This window comes from Gordonia sp. McavH-238-E (assembly GCF_022348225.1).
Lineage (GTDB): Bacteria > Actinomycetota > Actinomycetes > Mycobacteriales > Mycobacteriaceae > Gordonia > Gordonia terrae.
Genome location: NZ_JAKRFE010000005.1, coordinates 286,985 through 306,315, shown reverse-complemented (window position 1 = coordinate 306,315; position 19,331 = coordinate 286,985). Strand labels below are relative to the sequence as shown.

Below are 19,331 nucleotides of genomic sequence, written 5' to 3'. Positions count from 1 at the left end.
ACGACGAACACCAGTCGCCCGCAACTCGTCATAGCGAGCGCGCCCGGGATGCCCAGAGGTCCCCGGCTTGCCACGCCCGCGTAACCCGGCTCGACGGACCCAGCCAGACGCAGTACTGCGATTGACACCCACACAACGAGCGGCAACCGTGACACTCCCGCCTTCGCGATCCAGCGCCTCGAAGAACCGATCCTTCAACTCTGCAGAAACCACGATCCCCGCAACTCCCTGAAAGCCAGGGTGTTGCGGGGATCGCTAAAACCCGCCGTCTCACCAGGCCCTTCGTGGCTCGTCGCTATCGCTCCTCGCACCTCAGGGACCAGGGATTATCAGGACACCCCGAGTTCGGCTCGTACCCAGTCGATGAGCCCCGGCATCGAGCCCTCGATCTGCTCGCGCGTCAGTACGAAGTCGTCGGGGGTGCCGTAGTACGGGTCGGCGAGGTCGAGATCGTCGGCCGGGGCCGCGGGGTCGAACGAGCGCAGCAGCCGCGTGCGGTCGCCGAGCCGCTTGCGTTCGAGTTCGCGCACGTGGCCCTCGTCCATCGCGAGCAGGAGGTCGGCGTCGAAGTGCTCGGGTCCGAGCAGAGCGGCGACGTGGGCGTCGGAATAGCCGTGTGCGACCAGTTCGGTCCGCGCGCGATTGTCCGCCGGTTCGCCGACGTGGTAGCCGCTCGTCCCGCAGCTCGACACCCGCACCTTGCCGCCGAGTCCGGCGTCGTCGAGTGCGGTCCGGAAGATGTTCTGCGCCATCGGTGACCGGCAGATGTTGCCCGTACACACGAAGCAGATGTGAAGTTCGTCAGCCACTGCTACCTCAACAAGTCGATTCGCCGTCCGCTGTCGGGGTGGGGGTCACACACCCAGCACGTCGCGCAGTTCGGCCACGGACCCGACCGTCCAGGTCGCGCCCTGTTCCTCCCCGCCCAGAGCGTAACCCCAACGCACGAGGATCGCCGGGATGCCGAAGGCCGCTGCGCCCTGCACATCGTGGCTGCGGTCGCCGATCATCACGACCGGACTGGTGACGTGCCCGGTCTGCGGGTCGGTGGCGATCCCGAGCTCGTCGAGCGCGGAGGCGATCACATCGGCCTTCTCGCGGCGGGTGCCGTCGTCGCTCGCCCCGGCGATGAAGCGGAAGTGATCGGCAAGACCGAAATGGTCGAGAATCCGGCGGGCGGTGGTCTGGTTCTTCGACGTCGCGATCGCCACGGTTCGACCCCCGGCGGCCAGATCGGCGAGCAGCTCGCCCATGCCGTCGAAGACCGAGTTCTCCAACCAGCCGACCTCGGTGTACCGCTCTCGATATGCGCGCATCGCCTTCTCGGCCACCTCGGGCGAGAGTCCCAGTGCGTTGAGCGTGTCGATCATCGGCGGTCCGGCGATACCGGCCACGATGCGCGGGTCGGGGTCGGGCGCCCCGACCACGGCGAGAGCATGCCGAAAGCTGTTCTCGATACCTGCGAAACTGTCGGTGACCGTGCCGTCGAGGTCGACGAGTAGGACGGTCTCGGGATGGCGGGGAGCCGGCGTCGTCGTCACGTCTCCATCGTGCACGTAAGGTCTGAACACATGACAGCTGGGTACGACGCGCTCGATGTCGAGTCCGGGCCCTCGCGTCCGTCCGTGTCTCCTGCGCGGGCCCGCACCGGCAGGGGGATCACCGAGACGCACCCGCCGCGCGCCGATCTCACCGACCCGGAACGCCATGGCGACCAGGACGCCGTCCCAGGGCTCGTCGACTTCGCGGTCAACGTCCGCGGCACGCCGCCCGCATTCGTGCTCGACGCGATCCGGGCGGGACTCGACGATCTCGCGCGGTATCCGACCGGAGCGCAGGAGCGACGCGCCGTCGACGCCATCGCCGCGGCACACGATCGTCGCCCCGAGGAGGTGCTGCTGCTCTCCGGCGCCGCCGATGGATTCGAGATGCTCCCACGACTGGGTGCCCGGCATGCGGCCCTGATCCAGCCGTCGTTCACCGAACCCGAGATCGTGCTCCGGGCCGCCGGCATCCCGATCACCCACGTCACGCTGAGGGCGCCCTGGAACCTGGCCGCGCCGGCCGGCGTCGAGACCACCGCCACGGTGCCGGACGATGCCGACCTCGTCATCCTGGGCAACCCCACCAATCCGACCTCGGTGCTGCACCCGGTCGAGGCCATCGCCGCGCTGCGCCGGCCGGGGCGGATTCTCGTGGTCGACGAGGCCTTCGCCGACCTCACCCTCGGCGCCGACGGATCGCCCGAACCGCAGTCACTCGCCTCCGCCGACTGGCCTGACCTCCTCGTGATCCGCAGTGTGACAAAGACGTTCGGTCTCGCAGGCCTGCGTGCGGGGTACCTGCTCGGGCCGGCGGACCTGCTCGACCGGTTGCGGGCGGGGCGTCGGCCGTGGGCGGTGTCGACCCCCGCCCTCGCAGCGCTGACCGCCTGCGTCGAGGAGCAGGGGCAGCGCTACTGCGCCGAGACCGCGCACCTGGTCGCCGCGGAGCGTGCCGACATGGTCGACGAACTCACGCGCGTCGGACTCCGGGTGGCGGCCGCTCCCGCCGCGCCCTTCGTCCTGGTCGAGATGCCCGACGCCACCGAGGTGAAACAGCGTCTGGTCCGCCACGGTTTCGCGGTGCGGAGCTGCGCGAACTTCGTCGGCCTCGGCGACTCGCACCTTCGTCTCGCCATCCGTGGCCTTCCGCAGGTTCGGGCGCTCACGCGCGCGATCGAGTTGGTACGAGAGGAGATCGGCCGTGACGTCGGAGACCCGTTCTGAGGTGACGGTCGGTGACGTCGTCGCCGTGGTCGAACGTGCCTATCCGCCCGTCCTCGCCGAATCGTGGGATGCGGTCGGTCTGGTGTGCGGCGACCCGGCCGATTCCGCGCGCGACGTCCTGGTGTGTGTGGACGTGACCGACGCGGTGGTCGACGCCGCGGTCGAGGCCGGCGCCGGGATCGTCGTCGCTCACCATCCGCTGCTGCTGCGGGGCGTCACCTCGGTGGCCGCCGACACCCCCAAGGGACGGATCGTGCATCGGCTCATCCGCAGCGGGATCGCACTGCTGTGCGCACACACCAACGCCGACAGTGCCCGGCCCGGTGTCTCCGACGCGCTCGCCTCTGTGCTCGGACTCCGCGGCACGGTTCCGATCGATCCGAAACCGATTGCAGCCATGGACAAATGGGTCGTGATGGTGCCGGAGGGCAACGTCGAGCAGGTGAGCGAGGCCATGTTCGCCGCGGGCGCGGGAGCGATCGGTGACTACCGGGACTGCTCCTGGACCGTCGTCGGAACGGGACAGTTCGAGGCCGGCGAGGACGCGTCGCCGACCATCGGCGAGATCGGGATGCGCACCCACGTCGACGAGGCGCGGGTCGAGATGGTCGCCACCCGTGGCCTGCGCGCCGGGATCCTGCGTGCTCTGCGCAACGCCCATCCCTACGAGGAACCGGCCTTCGACGTGTTCGAGCTGGCCGACCTGGGCAGCGAGGTCGGACTCGGTCGGGTCGGGTCCCTCGCCGAGCCGATGACACTGCGCGACTTCGTCACCGAGGCCGCCCGGGTGCTGCGCACCCCGACCGGCATTCGCGCCGCGGGCGACCCCGACGCGCTCGTGCAGACCGTCGCGGTGTGCGGCGGGGCCGGGGATTCCCTGCTCGATCGTGTCCGCGGTCTCGGCGTCGACGTCTATCTGACCGGTGATCTCCGTCATCATCCGGTCGACGAGAGTCTGCGCGATGGGGGGCCGGCCCTGGTCGACGCCGGACACTGGGCGACCGAGTTCCCGTGGTGTGCCCAGGTCGGGACGCTGCTGGAGACCGAATTGGGGGCGCCGGTGCGAGTCTTCGACGCGCCGACCGATCCGTTCGCGCTGCACAGCGCGGGCTGAGTCCGGAGAAACCGAGCCGCCGCCGGCTCGTGGACACCTCCCGCGTACGGTGGGGGGACTTTCGCCGAAGAGGAGACCGCAATGAAAGTCGACGCCGCCGTGCAGCGACTGCTGCTCGATCTCGCGGACTCCGATGCCGAGATCAACCGTCTCGTCCATCGCCGCAAGACCCTGCCAGAGGACGCCGAGATCGCCGAACACAACTCCGCGATCGATGCTGCGCGTGACGATCTGGTGCGCGCGGAGATCGCCGCGGAGGACCTGGGTCGCGAGTACCGTCGGATCGACTCCGAGGTGACCGGTATGGCCAACCGCGAGGCCAAGGACTCGGCCCTGCTGACCGCCGGTGGTCTGGCGCCGAAGGCGTTGTCGGAGTTGCAACATGAGCTGGCGGGGTTGGGTCGTCGGCGCGCCGTGCTCGAGGACGAGATGCTGTCGTTGATGGAGCAGCAGGAGGCCGTCGAATCCGAACGCACCCGTGCCGCGGCAACCATCAGCCACCTCGAGGAGAAGGTCGCCGAGGCGCAGGTCCGGCGGGACAAGTCGCTGGCGACCATCGACGAGGACCTGTCGCGTGCGCGAGAGCGCCGGGAGTCCGTGGCGGCCGAGATCGATGCGCCGCTGCTCGCGGTGTACGACAAGCAGCGCGCCGGCGGACGTATCGGTGCCGGCCTGCTGCGCGCCCGCCGCTGCGGAGCTTGCCGGATGGAACTCGACCGCGGGACGATCGCAACCATCAGTGCGGCGCAGTCCGACGAGGTGATCCGATGCGAGGAGTGCGGTGCAGTCCTCGTGCGCACCGCCGAATCCGGGATCTAGATTCGTGACGGCCACTGCCGAAGAGTCCGCGCCCGAGGGCGATTCGACGACGAAGGCGCCGTCGTGGCAGGGCCGGCGGGGCGAACCGACGCGGTTCATCCTGCTCCGGCACGGACAAACCCCGCTGTCGGTGGAGCGGCGCTATTCCGGCCGTGGCAATCCCGAACTCACCGACGAGGGCCGGCGCCAGGCACGCGCGGCCGCGCAGCGCGTCGTCCGCGAGGACGGGATCACCGCGATCGTGACCTCGCCGCTGCGTCGTGCACGAGCGACGGCCGAGGAGGTCGGTGCGCTGACCGGAATCGACGTCATCGAACACCCCGGGTTGATCGAGAACGACTTCGGCGACTGGGAGGGCCTGACGTTCACCGAGGCGTCCGCGCGCGACCCGGAGCTGCACCGCACCTGGCTGTCCGACATCACCGTGCCGGCGCCCGGCGGGGAGAGCTTCGCGCAGGTCGCCGAGCGCATCGCGCAGACGAAAGCCGAACTGCTGGAGAAGTATTCGGGGCAGACCGTGGTGCTGGTCTCCCATGTCACGCCGATCAAGACGCTGTTACAGGACGCACTCGGCGTCGGACCCGAGCTGTTGTTCCGGCTGCACCTCGACCTCGCGTCGGTGTCGATCGCCGAGTTCTTCGACGACGGCGGCTCCGTCGTCCGGCTCGTCAACGACGCGGCGCACTGGCGCGACTGACGCGTTCGGCGATCCCGGTCGCCGCCCGCCTGTCGCCGTGTGCGGTTCCGTGCGTATCCTGGGTGCGCGAACGAGTCGGCCGGGCGGCCGCGGTACGCGGAACGGGCGGTCTCCCGCCACGCCGCGCATCGAGGAAAGTCCGGACTCCGCAGAGCAGGGTGGTTGTCAACGGCAACCCGGGGTGACCCGCGGGACAGTGCCACAGAGAACAGACCGCCGGCCGCGAGGTCGGTAAGGGTGAAACGGTGCGGTAAGAGCGCACCAGCGGCACGGGTGACCGTGCCGGCTCGGTAAACCCCACCCGGAGCAAGGCCGAAGCACGCACCTCACGGTGCGTGTGCGCGGGCGTCACGAGGGCTGCTCGCCCCAGCCCGCGGGTGGGCCGCTCGAGGTACCCGGCGACGGTGTGCCCAGATGGATGGTCGCCACCCGCATCGGTCTCACCGACCGTGCGGGTACAGGATCCGGCTTATGTGCCGACTCGTTCGCCCTTTCTCGATCGACGCCGCGATCGCGCGTCGTGCGCCGCAGGGGCCCGCGTGCTCTCTAGGGTTGGGGGAGTGAAACGCATTCTCTCGGCCCCGGACATCGACTTCGCCGGTACACGCACCGAACTGGGCGTCGACGAGGAGTACGGCGCGGACGCGCTCGCCGAGGCACGGGCCACCGCGGAACGGATCGAGTCCGACGCCCCGGGTGCAGATCGGTACGCCGAGGTCCGCGAGGACCACACCGGCGTCCCCTTCGTCACCATCGACCCACCGACCTCCCGCGATCTCGACCAGGCGGTACACATCACGGCCGACGGTGACGGGTTCGTCGTCGACTACGCGATCGCCGATGTCGCGGCCCTGATCACCCCGGAGGGCGCCCTCGACCAGGAGAGCCGTCGACGCGGCACCACCGTGTACTTCCCGGACGGCTCGGTCCCGCTGCACCCTCGCGAGCTGTCCGAGGGCGCGGGTTCCCTTCTGCCCGAACAGGTCAGACTCTGCGTGCTGTGGACCATCCGCGTGGCCGGAGACGGGTCGGTGACCGATGTTCGAGTGCGACGATCCCGCATCTCTTCCGTCGCCCGCCTCGACTACGCCGGTGTCTCGGCGGACGCGGCCACCGGTCGGTTGCACCCGTCCATCGCGGCTCTGCCCGCGTTCGGCGAGCTCCGGCGCGAGGTCGCGTTGGCGCGCGGTGCGGTCGAACTCGACCTGCCCGATCAGACGGTCGTCCGCACCGACGGCGGGTGGCGGCTCGACCTCGAGGCACATACTCCCGCCGACATGTGGAACTCCCAGGTGTCGCTGCTCGCCGGGATGTGCGCGGGCACGCTCATGGCCGAAGCCGGTGTGGGGTTGCTGCGCACGCTGCCGCCGGCCGACGAGGATGCGGTCGAGGATCTGCGCGCCGCGGCCCGGGCGCTCGGCGTGGACTGGCCGGACGGAGTGTCGGTGGGACGGTTCCTGGCGGGTCTGCCGGGGGACGAGGCGAGCACCCTGGCGTTGCAGTCGGCTGCGGGCGGTCTGATGCGCGGCGCCAACTATCTCGCACTTCCCGGGGGCGACGACGCCGAGACCGTCGACGACGCATGGATGCGGCATTCGGCGATCGGCGGGCTCTACGCCCATGTCACCGCGCCGCTGCGTCGGCTCGGCGATCGCTTCGCCACCGAGGTGTGCCTCGCGGTCACCGCCGGTACATCGGTACCCGACTGGGTGCAGCGGGCGTTGCCGACGCTGCCGAACATCCTGCGGTCGGCCGACACGCTAGGCGCCACCGCGGATCGCGCGAGCATCGACCTCGCGGAAGCCGTCATCCTGCGCGAGCGGGTGGGCGAGCGGTTCGACGCCGTGGTGATGTCTGCCGCCACCGAACGTCGTCCGGCGCAGATCTTCCTGTCCGATCCGCCGGTGATCGCGCGCAGCACGGGTGATCTGCGCCCCGGCGACCGCGTGGTCGTCGAACTCACCGAGGCCGACGAGATGAGCCGGACGGTGGAGTTCCGCCGGGTCTGAGTCGTTGCGGGGGAGTGGTTTCGACTCGGCTCGCCACCGGTGCGTGGCTCGAGCAGCAGCGGTGTCAGAGGTCCTTGGCGACCCTCCGGTATGCGGCGATCGCGCGATGACCGTCGGCCTCGAGCCGGGCGTCGATCCGGCCGAGGACGAACATGTCGGGGCCACCGAGGTTTCCGGCCGACGCGATCTGCGCGAGTCGCGTCCGGTTGATCCGGGTGTCGTTGAAATCGCCGAGCGCGGACTGGATCTTCTTGGCGGCCGAGCCGACGGCACGGTACTTCTTCTTGCCGAGCGGTTCGGTCGCGTCGATGCTGTAGCGCAGACGCTTCGCGCGCTTGCGGACGGTGTGCATCTGCTCCTCCCATTCGTCCGACCCCTCGGCGAAGCTCGCCAGGCGGGCCTGGGCGCGATGAATGTGCTTGCGGCTGCGGGCGATCGCCTTGTCGACGACCGTCGTCGCCGGGAGGTCGGCGTCGGGACCCGGGGGCGGCGAGGCGATCAGGCCGTCGATGCTGTCGAGCAGGGTGAAATACCGCTTCGACGACATCGCCGCGTGCGCCGCGCGCAGTGCGCGGTCATGCACGGTGACCTCGGTGCCGGCGAGTTCGGCGCGCAGCTCGGGCGAGGCGTTCTCGCCACGCAGAAGTGATTCGCTCAGCTCGAGCTGCACCTCGGAATCGCGGGCGTCGCCGAGGATCTGGGCCAGCAGCTTCAGCTCGGCGCCGATGTGTGCGGTGCGCTCGGCATCGAGGACGGTGGGGAATCCCGACAGCACGCTGCGCAGACGGCGGCAGGCCACCCGCATCTGGTGTACGGCGTCGGGGGCGTCGACACGCACGAGCGGGTCGTAGGCGACCAGCGAATTGCGGTGCAGCGCGATGTCGGTCACAACGAGTTCGAGTGCGGTGGGTCGCTTGGAGAGTCGCGGCTCGTGGACCGTCGGCGTCGCACCGATCGCGCGGGCGAGCTTCGACGCGCTCGACGCCTCTCGGCCGCCCCCGGCGCGCAACGCCTTGTCGGCGGCCTTGAGCAGCTTGGTCGTGCCGCCGGCGAGCAGTTCGAACTCCCACTCCGCCCACTGCTGGCAGTGGCCGCCCGGCATGAGCGACTGTGCCGTCACCAGATCCTCGGCGAGCTCGGCGAGCGGCTCCTCGTCGGCACCGAGCAGTCGGGTGACGGTGCGCGTCGTCGAGATCACCGCGACCGGGATGAGTGTGCGTGCGCGGATGTGGGCGAGGACCGGGGCCGACAGCGCCTCCGGCACCTCACCGTCGGCGGGTGCCTCGTCGAATCCCACCTGCAGTTCACGCCGCGCGCCGGGAATGTGGCTGGGACGCTTGAGATGCCAGCCCTCGTCGGTTCCGCCGGTACGCCTGCGCATGGTGATCTTGTTGCCGGCGAGGTCGAGATTCTCGGTGTCGAAGTAGGTGGCGTCGAGAGAGAAGGTCTCCGGGGGCGTCGCCGAGACGACGCCCGGCAGGGCTCGCAGGTCGGGGGCCACGTGACCGGCGTCCACATCGAATTTGAGCTCCACCTCGACCTGCTCGGATGCGGCCACCTGGATCCTCCTGAAGTCGTCGACGGCTGTCCGTCGAGTTTAGTGGTGTGCCTCGGCGCGCGGCGTCGGCTACCGCGCGAACCGGTCGGTCGCCTCGATGAGGTGATGCCGGATGCCCGGTTCGTAGGATGCGTGCCCGGCGTCGGCGACGATGTGCAGATCGGCCGCCGGCCATGCGCGGTGCAGGTCCCACGCACTGCGCGTCGGGCACACCACGTCGTAACGGCCCTGGACGATCACGCCGGGGATGGAGGCGATCGCGTCGATGTTCTCGAGGAGCTGGCCGTCGCGGAGGAATCCGTGGTTGACGAAGTAGTGGTTCTCGATCGACGCGAAGGCGAGGTCGAACCGGTCGGCGTCCGTGCCGTGCGGTGTGTCCTCCGATGCGTCGGCCGTGTCCTCCTCGGGGCGGGGGAGGAGATAGCTGGTCGCCTGTTCCCAGCCCGTCCAGGCGCGGGCGGCGGCGCGAGCTGTCTCGGCGTCGTCGGAGGTGAGCAACCGGTGATACGCCTCGACCAGGTCACCGTCGCGCTCGTCGACCGGTATGGGTTCGAGGTAGCTCTCCCACAGATCGGGGTAGATGTGGGCGGCGCCGCCGTTGTAGTACCAGTCGATCTCGCTGCGTCGCAGCAGGAAGATGCCGCGGAGCACGAGTTCGGTGACCCGATCGGGATGGGCCTGCGCGTAGGCGAGGCCCAGTGTTGAACCCCAGGAGCCGCCGAAGACCTGCCAGCGCTGGATGCCGAGATGGGCACGGAGTCGCTCCATGTCGGCGATGAGGTGTGGCGTGGTGTTGACGCTGAGGTCGGCGCCGTCGGCGATGTGCGGACGCGACCGGCCGCAGCCGCGCTGGTCGAACAGCACGATGCGGTACTTCGCCGGGTCGAAGAACCGGCGTTGCGTCGGAGCGGTCCCGCCCCCGGGTCCGCCGTGTACGAACACCGCGGGCTTTCCGTCCGGGTTGCCCGACGTCTCCCAGTAGATCTTCTGGCCGTCACCGACATCGAGGTGGCCGGCGGCGTAGGGCTCGATCTCCGGGTAGAAGTTCCGCATGGACGTCAGCGTAGGCGTCTGCGCCGTGCTGGGCCGGTGGGACGTCCCGGCGACAGGCGTGCTGCGCCGGGACGGCGGAGCCGCGGGTCAGTAGCTGTGCTCGGGACCCGGGAAGATCCCGCGGCGTACCTCGTCGGCGTATTGTTCGGCGGCCGAACGCAACTCGCCCCCGACATCGGCGAAGCGCTTGACGAATCGGGCGGTCTTGCCGTGGGTGAGGCCGGCCATGTCCTGCCAGACGAGGACCTGGGCGTCGGTCTCGTTGCCCGCGCCGATGCCGACGGTCGGGATGGTGAGCTTGCGCGTGATCTGGCCGGCGAGGTCTGCCGGGACCATCTCCATCACCACGGCGAAGGCACCCGCCTCTTGGACGGCGATGGCGTCGGCGATGAGCTGATCGGCACCGTCGCCGCGACCCTGGACGCGGAACCCGCCCAGCCCGTTGACGCTCTGCGGGGTGAAACCGATGTGCGCCATGACGGGCACGCCGGCGGCGGACAGAGCGGCGATCTGCGGTGCCACGCGCTCGCCACCCTCGAGCTTGACCGCGTGTGCGCCGGTCTCCTTGAAGATCCGGAACGCGTTCTCGAGGGCGTGCTGCGGCCCGATCTCATAACTGCCGAACGGCATGTCGGCGACGACCAACGCGTGCGGTGCGCCGCGAACGACGGCGCGGATGAGCGGGATCATCTCGGCGACGGTGACCGGGATGGTGGTGTCGTAGCCCAGGACCACGTTCGCGGCGGAGTCGCCGACGAGGAGGACCGGGATCTCCGCAGCGTCGAAGATGCGGGCGGAGGAATAGTCGTACGCGGTGAGCATCGACCACTTCTCGCCTTCGGCCTTCATCTGGGCCAGGTGGTGGATGCGGGTCACGCGCCGCTTGGCGGACTGACCGGAGGCGGGCGCGCCGTATACCGAGGAATCGGACATCGTGGTCTCTTTTCTGCCTCGAGTCCCGACTGGCCGGAGCGGCGCGGCGGGTACCCGGGTTGAACACGGACGTAGGCCATTGTTTCACCGGCGCGGCCCGTTGTGACCGGCCGTCTGTATGCGATTGGTCACACGCGTCGACCGGCCGGGCTCGGGCGATGTGGGACCCTGGAGACCGGCCGGCCCGCGACGACGACACGTCTCGGGTCCCGGGTGCTCGCCGCAGCTTCCCACGATGTGGGATGACGGCTGCAAAACCGCTGCACAGCGAGTTGGATTCGCGCGTGTAACACGGATTTAACAGCGTACTTCTAAGGTCGGCGACCATGGATCGCCAAAAGGAATTCGTGCTGCGGACCCTCGAAGAGCGCGACATCCGTTTCGTACGTCTGTGGTTCACCGACGTCCTCGGTTATCTGAAATCCGTGGCGATCGCCCCGGCCGAACTCGAAGGCGCGTTCGCGGAGGGGATCGGCTTCGACGGCTCGGCCATCGAGGGCTTCTCACGGGTCTCGGAAGCCGACACCGTCGCGAAACCCGATCCGTCGACTTTCCAGGTGCTGCCGTGGACCACCTCGGCCGGCCGGCACCACTCGGCCCGCATGTTCTGCGACATCGCGATGCCCGACGGCACCCCCAGCTGGGCCGACTCGCGCCATGTCCTGCGCCGGCAGCTGAACAAGGCCGCCGACCTCGGCTTCAGCTGCTACGTCCATCCCGAGATCGAGTTCTTCCTGCTGAAGGAGGCGCCGCTCGACGGATCGGTGCCGACCCCGGCGGACTCCGGCGGCTACTTCGACCAAGCCGTCCACGACGCCGCACCGAACTTCCGGCGGCACGCCATCGAGGCGCTCGAGTCGATGGGGATCTCGGTCGAGTTCTCCCACCACGAGGGTGCGCCCGGGCAGCAGGAGATCGACCTGCGCTACGCCGACGCGCTGTCGATGGCCGACAACGTCATGACCTTCCGCTACCTCATCAAGGAGGTGGCGATCAACGAGGGCGTCTGGGCGACCTTCATGCCCAAGCCGTTCAGCGAGCATCCCGGGTCGGCGATGCACACCCACCTGAGTCTCTTCGAGGGCGACATCAACGCCTTCCACAACCCCGACGACCCGATGCAGCTCTCCGCAACGGGCAAGAAGTTCATCGCCGGCATCCTGCACCACGCCTCGGAGATCAGTGCGGTCACCAACCAGTGGGTCAACAGCTACAAGCGGCTCATCCACGGCGGCGAGGCGCCCACTGCGGCGACCTGGGGTGGCGCGAATCGTTCCGCGCTGATCCGGCTCCCGCTCTACACGCCGAACAAGGCGTCCTCGCGGCGCGTCGAGGTGCGCAGCCCCGACTCGGCCTGCAACCCGTATCTCACCTTCGCGGTACTGCTGGCCGCGGGCCTCAAGGGCATCAACGAAGATTACGAGCTGCCCGACGAGGCCGAGGACGACGTCTGGGCCCTCACCTCCGCCGAGCGTCGTGCGATGGGCTACAAGGAACTCCCCGGCAGCCTGGCCGACGCGTTGAAGGAGATGGAGAACTCGGAGCTGGTCGCCGAGGCGCTCGGCGAGCACGTTTTCGACTACTTCCTCCGCAACAAGTGGACGGAATGGACGAACTACCGCAGCCTCGTGACCCCGTTCGAGCTGCAGAACTACCTGCCGCTGTAGAGCCCGGTCCGACCCGGTCCGGCACCGCGATGTCGTATTCGGCGGACTCGGTCGCTACTTTTGTGATGTGACAACACGATCGGGACCCGCTGGGCGAGCCGGACGCAGCACGGTCCCCAGCGCGGGACGCCTGGGTCTCCTCGACGACTCCGCACCCCGGAACCTGGCCGACCTCGGCTGGAACACGCCCGAATCGGTCGATGTGTTGTGGGCGCTGTCGCGATCACCCGACGCCGACCTCGCGCTGCGAACGCTCGTGCGGCTGCGCGGAGCCGTCGGTGACGAGTGGTCCGAGATCGACGCCCTGGTGCGGGCGGAGCGCTCGTTCCGCGGCCGCCTGTTCGCGGTCATCGGCTCCTCGGACGCACTCGCCGATCACCTCGTCGCCGAACCTTCGAGCTGGCGATTGCTGCTCGCCGACGAGCTGCCCGACCGCGCCGAGGTCGACCGTCTGATGCTCGCCGCCGTCGACGCCCAGGCCGTGCCGGGTGAGGTCGAGAAGGGCAATCGGGTCTACCGGGCCCGACTGGCCGGCCCGAAGGCCGTCGTCGCGCTACGCCTGGCCTACCGCAACCTGATCCTGCAACTCGCCGCGCACGACGTCGCCTCGACCGTCGAGGACGAGCCGGTGATGTGGCTGCCCGAGGTCGGCGCGTACCTGTCCGACCTGGCCGACGCCGCCCTGACCGCGGCGCTCGCCGTCGCGTTCACCGAGGTGTGCGGCGACGATCCCATCGCGGTGCGGATCGCCGTCGTCGCGATGGGCAAATGCGGTGCGCGCGAGCTCAATTACGTCAGCGACGTCGACGTCATCTTCGTCAGCGACCCGGCCGACGGAACCGCGGCCCGCATCGCAGGCGAGATGATGCGCATCGGTTCGCTCGCGTTCTTCGAGGTCGACGCCGCACTCCGGCCCGAGGGCAAGTCCGGCGCGCTGACGCGGACACTCGAATCGCATGTCGCCTATTACGAGCGGTGGGCCAAGACCTGGGAGTTCCAGGCACTCCTCAAGGCACGGGCGATGACCGGCGACATGCAGCTCGCCGACGAGTACATCGCCGCCGTCAAACCGATGGTGTGGAAGGCCGCCGAGCGACCCGACTTCGTGCCCGAGGTGCAGAAGATGCGGCGCCGCGTCGAATCCCTGCTCCCCGAGGACGAGCGGGAACGCAACCTCAAGCTCGGACGCGGCAGTCTGCGCGACGTCGAGTTCGCGGTCCAGCTCCTGCAGATGGTGCACGGCCGGGTCGACGAGAAGCTGCGCGTCATGCCGACCGTCGACGCGCTGGCCGCGCTCACCGCGGGCGGCTACGTCGGACGCGACGACGCCGCCAATCTCAGTGCGTCATACCAGTTCTTGCGGTTGCTGGAACACCGTCTGCAGATGCAGCGGATGTCGCGGACGCACCTCCTGCCCCAGCCCGACGACCACGAGGCACTGCGCTGGCTCGCCCGCGCCGCACACATCCGTCGTGAGGGCGAACTCGACGCGACAGGGGTGCTGCGCGAACAGATCCGTCACCAGAGCCTGCGGGTTCGGCGCCTGCACCAGAAGCTGTTCTACCGGCCGCTGCTCGAGGCGGTCACCCGCTTCAAGACCGACGAACTGACCCTGACCGACACCTCGGCCGAAAGACGGCTGGCCGCACTGGGTTACGCGAAACCCGACCGCGCGCTGAGCCACATCCGCGCCCTGTCGAACGCGCCGGGACGGCGCGGCCAGATCCAGCTCCTCATCCTGCCCCAGCTGCTCGAGCACATTGGCGACACCCCCGACCCCGACGCGGGTCTGCTGAACTACCGCCGCCTCTGCGATGTCATGGAGGACACCGACTGGTTCCTGCGTCTGTTGCGCGACGACGGCGTCGTCGCGGCGCGGCTGATGAAGGTCCTCGGGACGTCGGAGTACATCGCGAACATGCTGATGCGCTCACCCGAGGTGATCCACCAGTACTCCGACGGACCGGACGGTCCCAAGCTGTGCAACGTCCGGCCCGAGGACGTCGCCAAGGGGCTCATCGCGTCGACCGTTCGCCAGCAGGACATGAAACGAGCCGTGGCCGTTGCGCGTTCGCATCGGCGTGCGGAGTTGGTACGCATCGCGTCCGCCGACGTCCTGGGGCTGCTGGACGTGCCGGCCGTCTGCAAGGCGCTGTCCGGTGTGTGGGCGGCGGTGCTGAATGCCGCGCTGACCGTGGCGATCAACATCTCCGAGCGCGAGCGGGGGAGCCGTGCGCCGGCCCGCATCGCGGTGATCGGAATGGGTCGGCTCGGCGGCGGCGAACTCGGCTACGGCTCGGATGCCGACGTGATGTTCGTGTGTCAGCCCGACCGGGCCGCCGAGGAGTCCGAGGCGCTCAAGTGGGCGCAGACGATCGCCGAGAACGTGCGGTCGATGCTGGGCAGCCCCAGCGCGGACCCGCCGCTGGAGGTCGACACCGGATTGCGCCCGGAGGGCCGGAACGGCCCCATCGTGCGGACCCTGGCGTCCTATGCCGCCTACTACGCGCAATGGGCGCAACCGTGGGAGGTCCAGGCCCTGCTCCGTGCTCACCAGGTCGCCGGCGACGAAGCCCTCGGCATCGACTTCCTGCACATGATCGATCATGTGCGGTACCCGGCCGGTGGGGTCAGCAACGACGCCGTGAAGGAGATCCGCCGGATCAAGGCCCGGGTCGATGCCGAACGCCTGCCGCGCGGTGCCGATCCGGCCACCCACACCAAACTCGGCCGCGGCGGCCTCGCCGACATCGAGTGGACGGTGCAACTCCTCCAGCTCAAGTACGCGCACCGCTACCGCAGCCTGCACAACACGTCGACGCTCGACTCACTCGATGCCATCGGCGCCGCGGAGTTGCTGTCGGAGAACGACGTCACGCTGCTGAAGGACGCCTGGACGACCGCGACGAAGGCGCGCAATGCGCTGGTCCTGGTCCGCGGCAAGCCGATCGACCAGCTGCCCGGACCGGGCGCGCAACTGCGCCAGATCGCGTTCGCCGCGGGGTGGCCGGAGGATCAGGCCAACGAATTCCTGGAGAATTATCTGCGGGTGACGCGCCGGGCCAAGGCCGTGGTGCTCAAGGTCTTCGGGGCCTGACACACCGGCGGTACAGACGAGGCCCGAGGGCACAGATGAATCCGGCGGGGGAACACCGGGTCACATGGGGGAGCGATGACGAGATTTCTGTGGGCGGCTGCGTACGTCCTGGGGTGGGCGATGCTCGCCGGCGTGGTGCTGGGTGTGTTCCTGCACTACTACCCGTCACGCGGTGACGTCACGCTGTACCTCACGAGCGCGGTCCAGTTCGCGCTCATCCCGGGGTTGATCGCGATCATCGTCTTCGGGGTTCTGCGACGCTGGTTCATGCTGGCGCTCGCCGTCGTGGCGGCCGGCGCTCTGGCCTACACCCAGGTGCCTCTCGTCGTCGCCGAGGCCGCGCCCGCCGGCGAGCGGTTCACGGTGGTCTCGGCGAACCTGCTCTTCGGCGGTGGTGACATCGCTGCGCTCGAGAAGATCGTGGCCGACGCCGATCCCGACCTCGTGTCCCTGCAGGAGGTCACTCCCGAGGCGCTGGAACGCCTGCGGCGCAGCGAGATCGGGCGAGCGCTGCCGCACGAGTTCGCGATCCCGTACAGCTACGCGGCCGGTACCGCGATGTTCAGCAAGATGCCGCTCGACGAGCGCTACAACATCCCGGGGACCGTGCTGCACAACCTGCAGGCCCGGACCGACCTGCCGGGGGCGGCGGGCACCCAGGTGCTGGCCATCCATCCGGCCGCACCGTTGTGGGGCCGCAACTGGGACTGGCTCGCCGACATGGACACCCTCGCCGCGCATTTCGAGCAGCTCCCGCCAGGCCGGGTGATCGCGATCGGGGACTACAACTCCACGTGGAATCACGCGAAATACCGCAGTCTGTTGACCAACGGGCTCGTCGACGGCACCGATGTGGCGGGTGCCGGGTTCCTGCCCAGCTATCCCACCGACAAGCAGATCGGCAACCGGCCGCTGGTCGCCATCGACCGCGTCATCCTGCGTGGCTTCGTGGCGACGTCGATGGACACCCACTACCTGCCGGGTTCCGATCACCGGACTCTGGTGGTATCACTGGTGGCATCATGACGGATCTGCAGAACGCCGGGCCCCAGGACGCCGACCGCCCGAGTGTGCCGGAGCGTCGGAGTATCTCCGAGCGATTGCGGTCGGCGACCGCGGTGGCGCACGAGCGCGCCGAACACGCTCCGTTCATCGACGACCTGATGTCGGGCCGGCTGGACACCGGTGAGTACCAGCGCCTCGCGATCCAGCTCTACTTCGTCTACGAGGCCCTCGAACGTGTCGGCGCCGACCTGGCGGGAGATCCCGTCGCCGAGGCCGTGCTCGACCCGAGATTGCTGCGCCTGCAACGACTCGGTGCCGACCTCGCGTCCTTCGGCATCGACCCGTCCGACACGACGCCGTTGCCCGCGGTGGCGCGGTATGTGGCCGCGATCGAGTCCACCCGCACCGACCCGGCGCGGTATGTGGCCCACCACTACACGCGCTATCTCGGCGACCTCAGCGGCGGTCAGGTGGTGGCCCACCGCATGCGGGAGCACTACGGCGTCGACGACGCGGCACTGAGCTTCTACTCGTTCGACGAGATCGCCAAGCTCAAGCGCTACAAGGACGCCTACCGGGCACGGCTCGACGCACTACCCCTCGACGCGGACGGAATCGATCGTCTCGTCGGCGAGGCGATCGCGGCATTCGATCACAACCAGGCGGTGTTCGGCGATCTCGACGGCGCCCGGGCGGCCTGACCCATAGGTCCGTCCGCGCGGTCGGGATCTGACAAGCTCCGGCTCAGTTGACCTGCAGCTTGACCGTGCGGTCCAGCACGACCTCGCTCAGGTCGTCATGACCCTTCACGAGCTCGATCCGTAGTTGATTGCCGTCGAGTCGGCTGGTGGTGCGAACGACGCGGGGAGTGCCTTCGAGGCTGATCCGGTCGCCGGGTACGAGGTCTTCGACATATACATCGCGGGTCATTCGTCCAAACTACGGTCGTACCTGGTGAGTCGGCAGGGTAACAAGTCCCGAAAGTGGTACGGATCACAGGCCGCGTCGGCCTCCTGGTCCACGAATTGCGGGATCGGGCGGTGCCCAAGTGACGAGGTGGACGGTCTCTCGACGAGTGAGCCGGGGCGTCTCAATCTGAGACCAACCGCTCACCGGTCCGTGCTTACGCTGCGGGCGAGACCCGCAGACGTGAGGAGTCGTCGATGAAAGCTCTCGTGTATCACGGTCCCGGCCGGAAAGCCTGGGAGGACGTTCCGAATCCTGTTCTGCAGGAACCGACGGATGCGATCGTCCGGATGGAGGTGACCACCATCTGCGGGACGGATCTGCACATACTCAAGGGCGACGTACCGGCGGTCACGCCGGGTCGGATTCTCGGTCACGAAGGCGTCGGCGTGGTCACCGAGGTCGGTCCGGGCTGCGAACGGGTTCGGGTCGGGGATCGCGTGATCGTGTCGTGCGTGAGCAAGTGCGGTACGTGCGAGTTCTGCCGAGCGGGTCTGACGTCGCATTGCCAGACGGTGGGTGGCATCGGCTGGATCTTCGGCCACCTCATCGACGGGACGCAGGCCGAATTCGTCCGGGTTCCGTTCGCCGACAACGGACTCATCCCGCTTCCGGAGAAGGTGACGCCGGAGCAGGGGACGATGCTCAGTGACATCCTGCCGACGGGTTACGAGATCGGGGTGCTCTACGGCGCGGTCGCGGAGGGCGACGTCGTCGCCGTCGTCGGGGTGGGGCCGGTGGGTCTGGCCGCCGTGATGACGGCCTCGGCCGCCGGTGCCTCCAAGGTGATCGCCGTGGACGGCAACAAGTTCCGGCTCGAGCAGTCCCGGGAGTTCGGCGCGACCGACACCATCGACGTGAATGCCGGCGGCGACGTCGTCGCCCAGCTCCGAGAACTCAGCCGGGGCGGACTCGGTGTGGACGTCGCGATCGAAGCTGTCGGAGTACCCGCGACGTTCGGCGTCGCGCTCGACTCGGTGCGTCCCGGCGGTCACGTCGCCAACGTGGGCGTGCACGGCGAGAGCGTGACGTTCCCGATCGAGCGGGACTGGATCAACAACCTCACGATCACCACGGGCCTGGTCAATGCCACCACGGCGCCCGAACTCCTGGAGAGCATCGAACGCGGCGACATCGCCCCGGAGAAGTTCATCACCCACCGGTTCACGTTCGATCAATTCGACGAAGCGTACGACACGTTCGGCAACGCTGCCGACGAGCACGCGCTCAAGGTGATCATCGCCGGCGGCGACTGAGGGACGCCCCCTCACGGCGACGTACGCCCCGATCTGCGTGGCGTCGCTACTCTCTGGCCTCGGCGATGGACAGCACGACCGTGGTGCGCTCGTCGGAGTCCAGCGTCTCGTCGTCGGCCGTGTGGTCGACCAGCGAGAAGTGCCGGACGTTGGCGAGGTTCACGATGTGCGCGGACCCCTCCAGTTCGAGGGCGATCGGTTCGCGTTGCCGGACCATGTCGCGGACGAACTGCATCACCTCCGGGACGGACTCCGCGAACAGCAGCCGGATCTCGAACTCGTCGGACGTCAGGAGTGTGCCCATGCGGCTCATCGTCGCACGATGGGACGGGCGGGTAGGGCGCCTCGCGCGGATTGCCGTGCTGGTCGCCCGGCAACGAAACGGCCCG

17 protein-coding genes and 1 other RNA gene are annotated in these 19,331 nt (G+C 69.0%); 11 read left to right on the top strand and 7 right to left on the bottom strand.

Translation table 11 applies throughout. The features are described 5' to 3' along the window. Positions 1 to 329: 329 nt before the first annotated feature. Positions 330 to 809, bottom strand: a complete 480-nt coding sequence (locus MHN80_RS09450) for a low molecular weight protein-tyrosine-phosphatase (protein WP_033203936.1) — start codon at positions 807 to 809, stop codon at positions 330 to 332. A 45-nt stretch (positions 810 to 854) separates the two neighbouring features. Further along, complete coding sequence (locus MHN80_RS09445; RefSeq protein ID WP_239401126.1) at positions 855 to 1,541, bottom strand: HAD hydrolase-like protein; 687 nt, start codon at positions 1,539 to 1,541, stop codon at positions 855 to 857. 30 nt (positions 1,542 to 1,571) lie between these two features. Here MHN80_RS09445 and cobC point away from each other — a divergent pair, with 30 nt between their 5' ends. From cobC to MHN80_RS09415, 6 genes are all read left to right on the top strand, one after another. Next, positions 1,572 to 2,768, top strand: coding sequence for an Rv2231c family pyridoxal phosphate-dependent protein CobC (gene cobC, locus MHN80_RS09440; RefSeq protein WP_239401124.1), 1,197 nt, complete (start codon positions 1,572 to 1,574; stop codon positions 2,766 to 2,768). Further along, positions 2,746 to 3,882: a Nif3-like dinuclear metal center hexameric protein gene (locus MHN80_RS09435; RefSeq protein ID WP_239401122.1), complete on the top strand. Its 1,137-nt coding sequence runs from the start codon at positions 2,746 to 2,748 to the stop codon at positions 3,880 to 3,882. The genes cobC and MHN80_RS09435 overlap by 23 nt, the downstream gene beginning before the upstream one ends. 81 nt (positions 3,883 to 3,963) lie before the next feature. Next, positions 3,964 to 4,701, top strand: coding sequence for a zinc ribbon domain-containing protein (locus MHN80_RS09430; RefSeq protein ID WP_064570578.1), 738 nt, complete (start codon positions 3,964 to 3,966; stop codon positions 4,699 to 4,701). Positions 4,702 to 4,705: 4 nt separating this feature from the next. Beyond that, the gene (locus tag MHN80_RS09425) at positions 4,706 to 5,398 is read left to right on the top strand and encodes a histidine phosphatase family protein (RefSeq protein WP_239401120.1); all 693 of its coding nucleotides are present in this window, start codon (positions 4,706 to 4,708) and stop codon (positions 5,396 to 5,398) included. A 71-nt stretch (positions 5,399 to 5,469) separates the two neighbouring features. Then, an RNA gene (gene rnpB, locus MHN80_RS09420) (RNase P RNA component class A) lies at positions 5,470 to 5,886 on the top strand. Between the two features lie 72 nt (positions 5,887 to 5,958). Then, complete coding sequence (locus MHN80_RS09415; protein WP_239401118.1) at positions 5,959 to 7,407, top strand: RNB domain-containing ribonuclease; 1,449 nt, start codon at positions 5,959 to 5,961, stop codon at positions 7,405 to 7,407. A 64-nt stretch (positions 7,408 to 7,471) separates the two neighbouring features. Here the strand turns inward: MHN80_RS09415 and MHN80_RS09410 are convergent, their stop codons facing one another. The 3 genes from MHN80_RS09410 to panB form a co-directional block, all read right to left on the bottom strand. Beyond that, on the bottom strand, positions 7,472 to 8,965 hold the full coding sequence (locus MHN80_RS09410) for a CYTH and CHAD domain-containing protein (RefSeq protein WP_239401116.1): 1,494 nt from the start codon (positions 8,963 to 8,965) through the stop codon (positions 7,472 to 7,474). Positions 8,966 to 9,034: 69 nt separating this feature from the next. After that, a complete protein-coding gene (gene pip / locus MHN80_RS09405) occupies positions 9,035 to 10,018 on the bottom strand; it encodes a prolyl aminopeptidase (RefSeq protein WP_239401114.1) in 984 nt (327 codons plus the stop codon). A gap of 87 nt (positions 10,019 to 10,105) precedes the next feature. Beyond that, complete coding sequence (gene panB / locus MHN80_RS09400; RefSeq protein ID WP_239401112.1) at positions 10,106 to 10,951, bottom strand: 3-methyl-2-oxobutanoate hydroxymethyltransferase; 846 nt, start codon at positions 10,949 to 10,951, stop codon at positions 10,106 to 10,108. A 326-nt stretch (positions 10,952 to 11,277) separates the two neighbouring features. On the opposite strand from panB, the gene glnA reads away from it, so the two are divergent. The 4 genes from glnA to MHN80_RS09380 all read left to right on the top strand — a co-directional run bounded on the left by glnA (position 11,278) and on the right by MHN80_RS09380 (position 17,421). Continuing rightward, positions 11,278 to 12,618, top strand: coding sequence for a type I glutamate--ammonia ligase (gene glnA / locus MHN80_RS09395; RefSeq protein ID WP_004022942.1), 1,341 nt, complete (start codon positions 11,278 to 11,280; stop codon positions 12,616 to 12,618). Positions 12,619 to 12,685: 67 nt separating this feature from the next. Next, positions 12,686 to 15,715 carry a bifunctional [glutamine synthetase] adenylyltransferase/[glutamine synthetase]-adenylyl-L-tyrosine phosphorylase gene (locus MHN80_RS09390; protein WP_081487044.1) on the top strand — a complete coding sequence of 1,010 codons (3,030 nt, stop codon included), beginning with the start codon at positions 12,686 to 12,688 and terminating at the stop codon, positions 15,713 to 15,715. A gap of 75 nt (positions 15,716 to 15,790) precedes the next feature. Further along, a complete protein-coding gene (locus MHN80_RS09385) occupies positions 15,791 to 16,741 on the top strand; it encodes an endonuclease/exonuclease/phosphatase family protein (protein WP_101819423.1) in 951 nt (316 codons plus the stop codon). Further along, entirely contained in the window at positions 16,738 to 17,421 is a 684-nt protein-coding gene (locus tag MHN80_RS09380) for a heme oxygenase (biliverdin-producing) (protein ID WP_239401110.1), read from the top strand. Before MHN80_RS09385 ends, MHN80_RS09380 begins: the two co-directional genes overlap by 4 nt. 43 nt (positions 17,422 to 17,464) lie before the next feature. On the opposite strand, the gene MHN80_RS09375 is transcribed toward MHN80_RS09380, so the two are convergent. Further along, entirely contained in the window at positions 17,465 to 17,650 is a 186-nt protein-coding gene (locus MHN80_RS09375; RefSeq protein WP_004022938.1) for a hypothetical protein, read from the bottom strand. Between the two features lie 233 nt (positions 17,651 to 17,883). On the opposite strand from MHN80_RS09375, the gene MHN80_RS09370 reads away from it, so the two are divergent. Next, entirely contained in the window at positions 17,884 to 18,942 is a 1,059-nt protein-coding gene (locus MHN80_RS09370; RefSeq protein WP_239401108.1) for a zinc-binding dehydrogenase, read from the top strand. Between the two features lie 46 nt (positions 18,943 to 18,988). On the opposite strand, the gene MHN80_RS09365 is transcribed toward MHN80_RS09370, so the two are convergent. Further along, positions 18,989 to 19,246, bottom strand: a complete 258-nt coding sequence (locus MHN80_RS09365) for a hypothetical protein (RefSeq protein WP_004022936.1) — start codon at positions 19,244 to 19,246, stop codon at positions 18,989 to 18,991. Positions 19,247 to 19,331: the final 85 nt, after the last annotated feature.

Coding starts and splice junctions, on each gene's coding strand:
- MHN80_RS09375 (WP_004022938.1), bottom strand. CDS start 17,650: ATGACCCGCGATGTATATGTCGAAGACCTCGTACCCGGCGACCGGATC.
- MHN80_RS09380 (WP_239401110.1), top strand. CDS start 16,738: ATGACGGATCTGCAGAACGCCGGGCCCCAGGACGCCGACCGCCCGAGT.
- glnA (WP_004022942.1), top strand. CDS start 11,278: ATGGATCGCCAAAAGGAATTCGTGCTGCGGACCCTCGAAGAGCGCGAC.
- cobC (WP_239401124.1), top strand. CDS start 1,572: ATGACAGCTGGGTACGACGCGCTCGATGTCGAGTCCGGGCCCTCGCGT.
- MHN80_RS09365 (WP_004022936.1), bottom strand. CDS start 19,246: ATGGGCACACTCCTGACGTCCGACGAGTTCGAGATCCGGCTGCTGTTC.
- panB (WP_239401112.1), bottom strand. CDS start 10,951: ATGTCCGATTCCTCGGTATACGGCGCGCCCGCCTCCGGTCAGTCCGCC.
- MHN80_RS09385 (WP_101819423.1), top strand. CDS start 15,791: ATGACGAGATTTCTGTGGGCGGCTGCGTACGTCCTGGGGTGGGCGATG.
- MHN80_RS09430 (WP_064570578.1), top strand. CDS start 3,964: ATGAAAGTCGACGCCGCCGTGCAGCGACTGCTGCTCGATCTCGCGGAC.
- pip (WP_239401114.1), bottom strand. CDS start 10,018: ATGCGGAACTTCTACCCGGAGATCGAGCCCTACGCCGCCGGCCACCTC.
- MHN80_RS09370 (WP_239401108.1), top strand. CDS start 17,884: ATGAAAGCTCTCGTGTATCACGGTCCCGGCCGGAAAGCCTGGGAGGAC.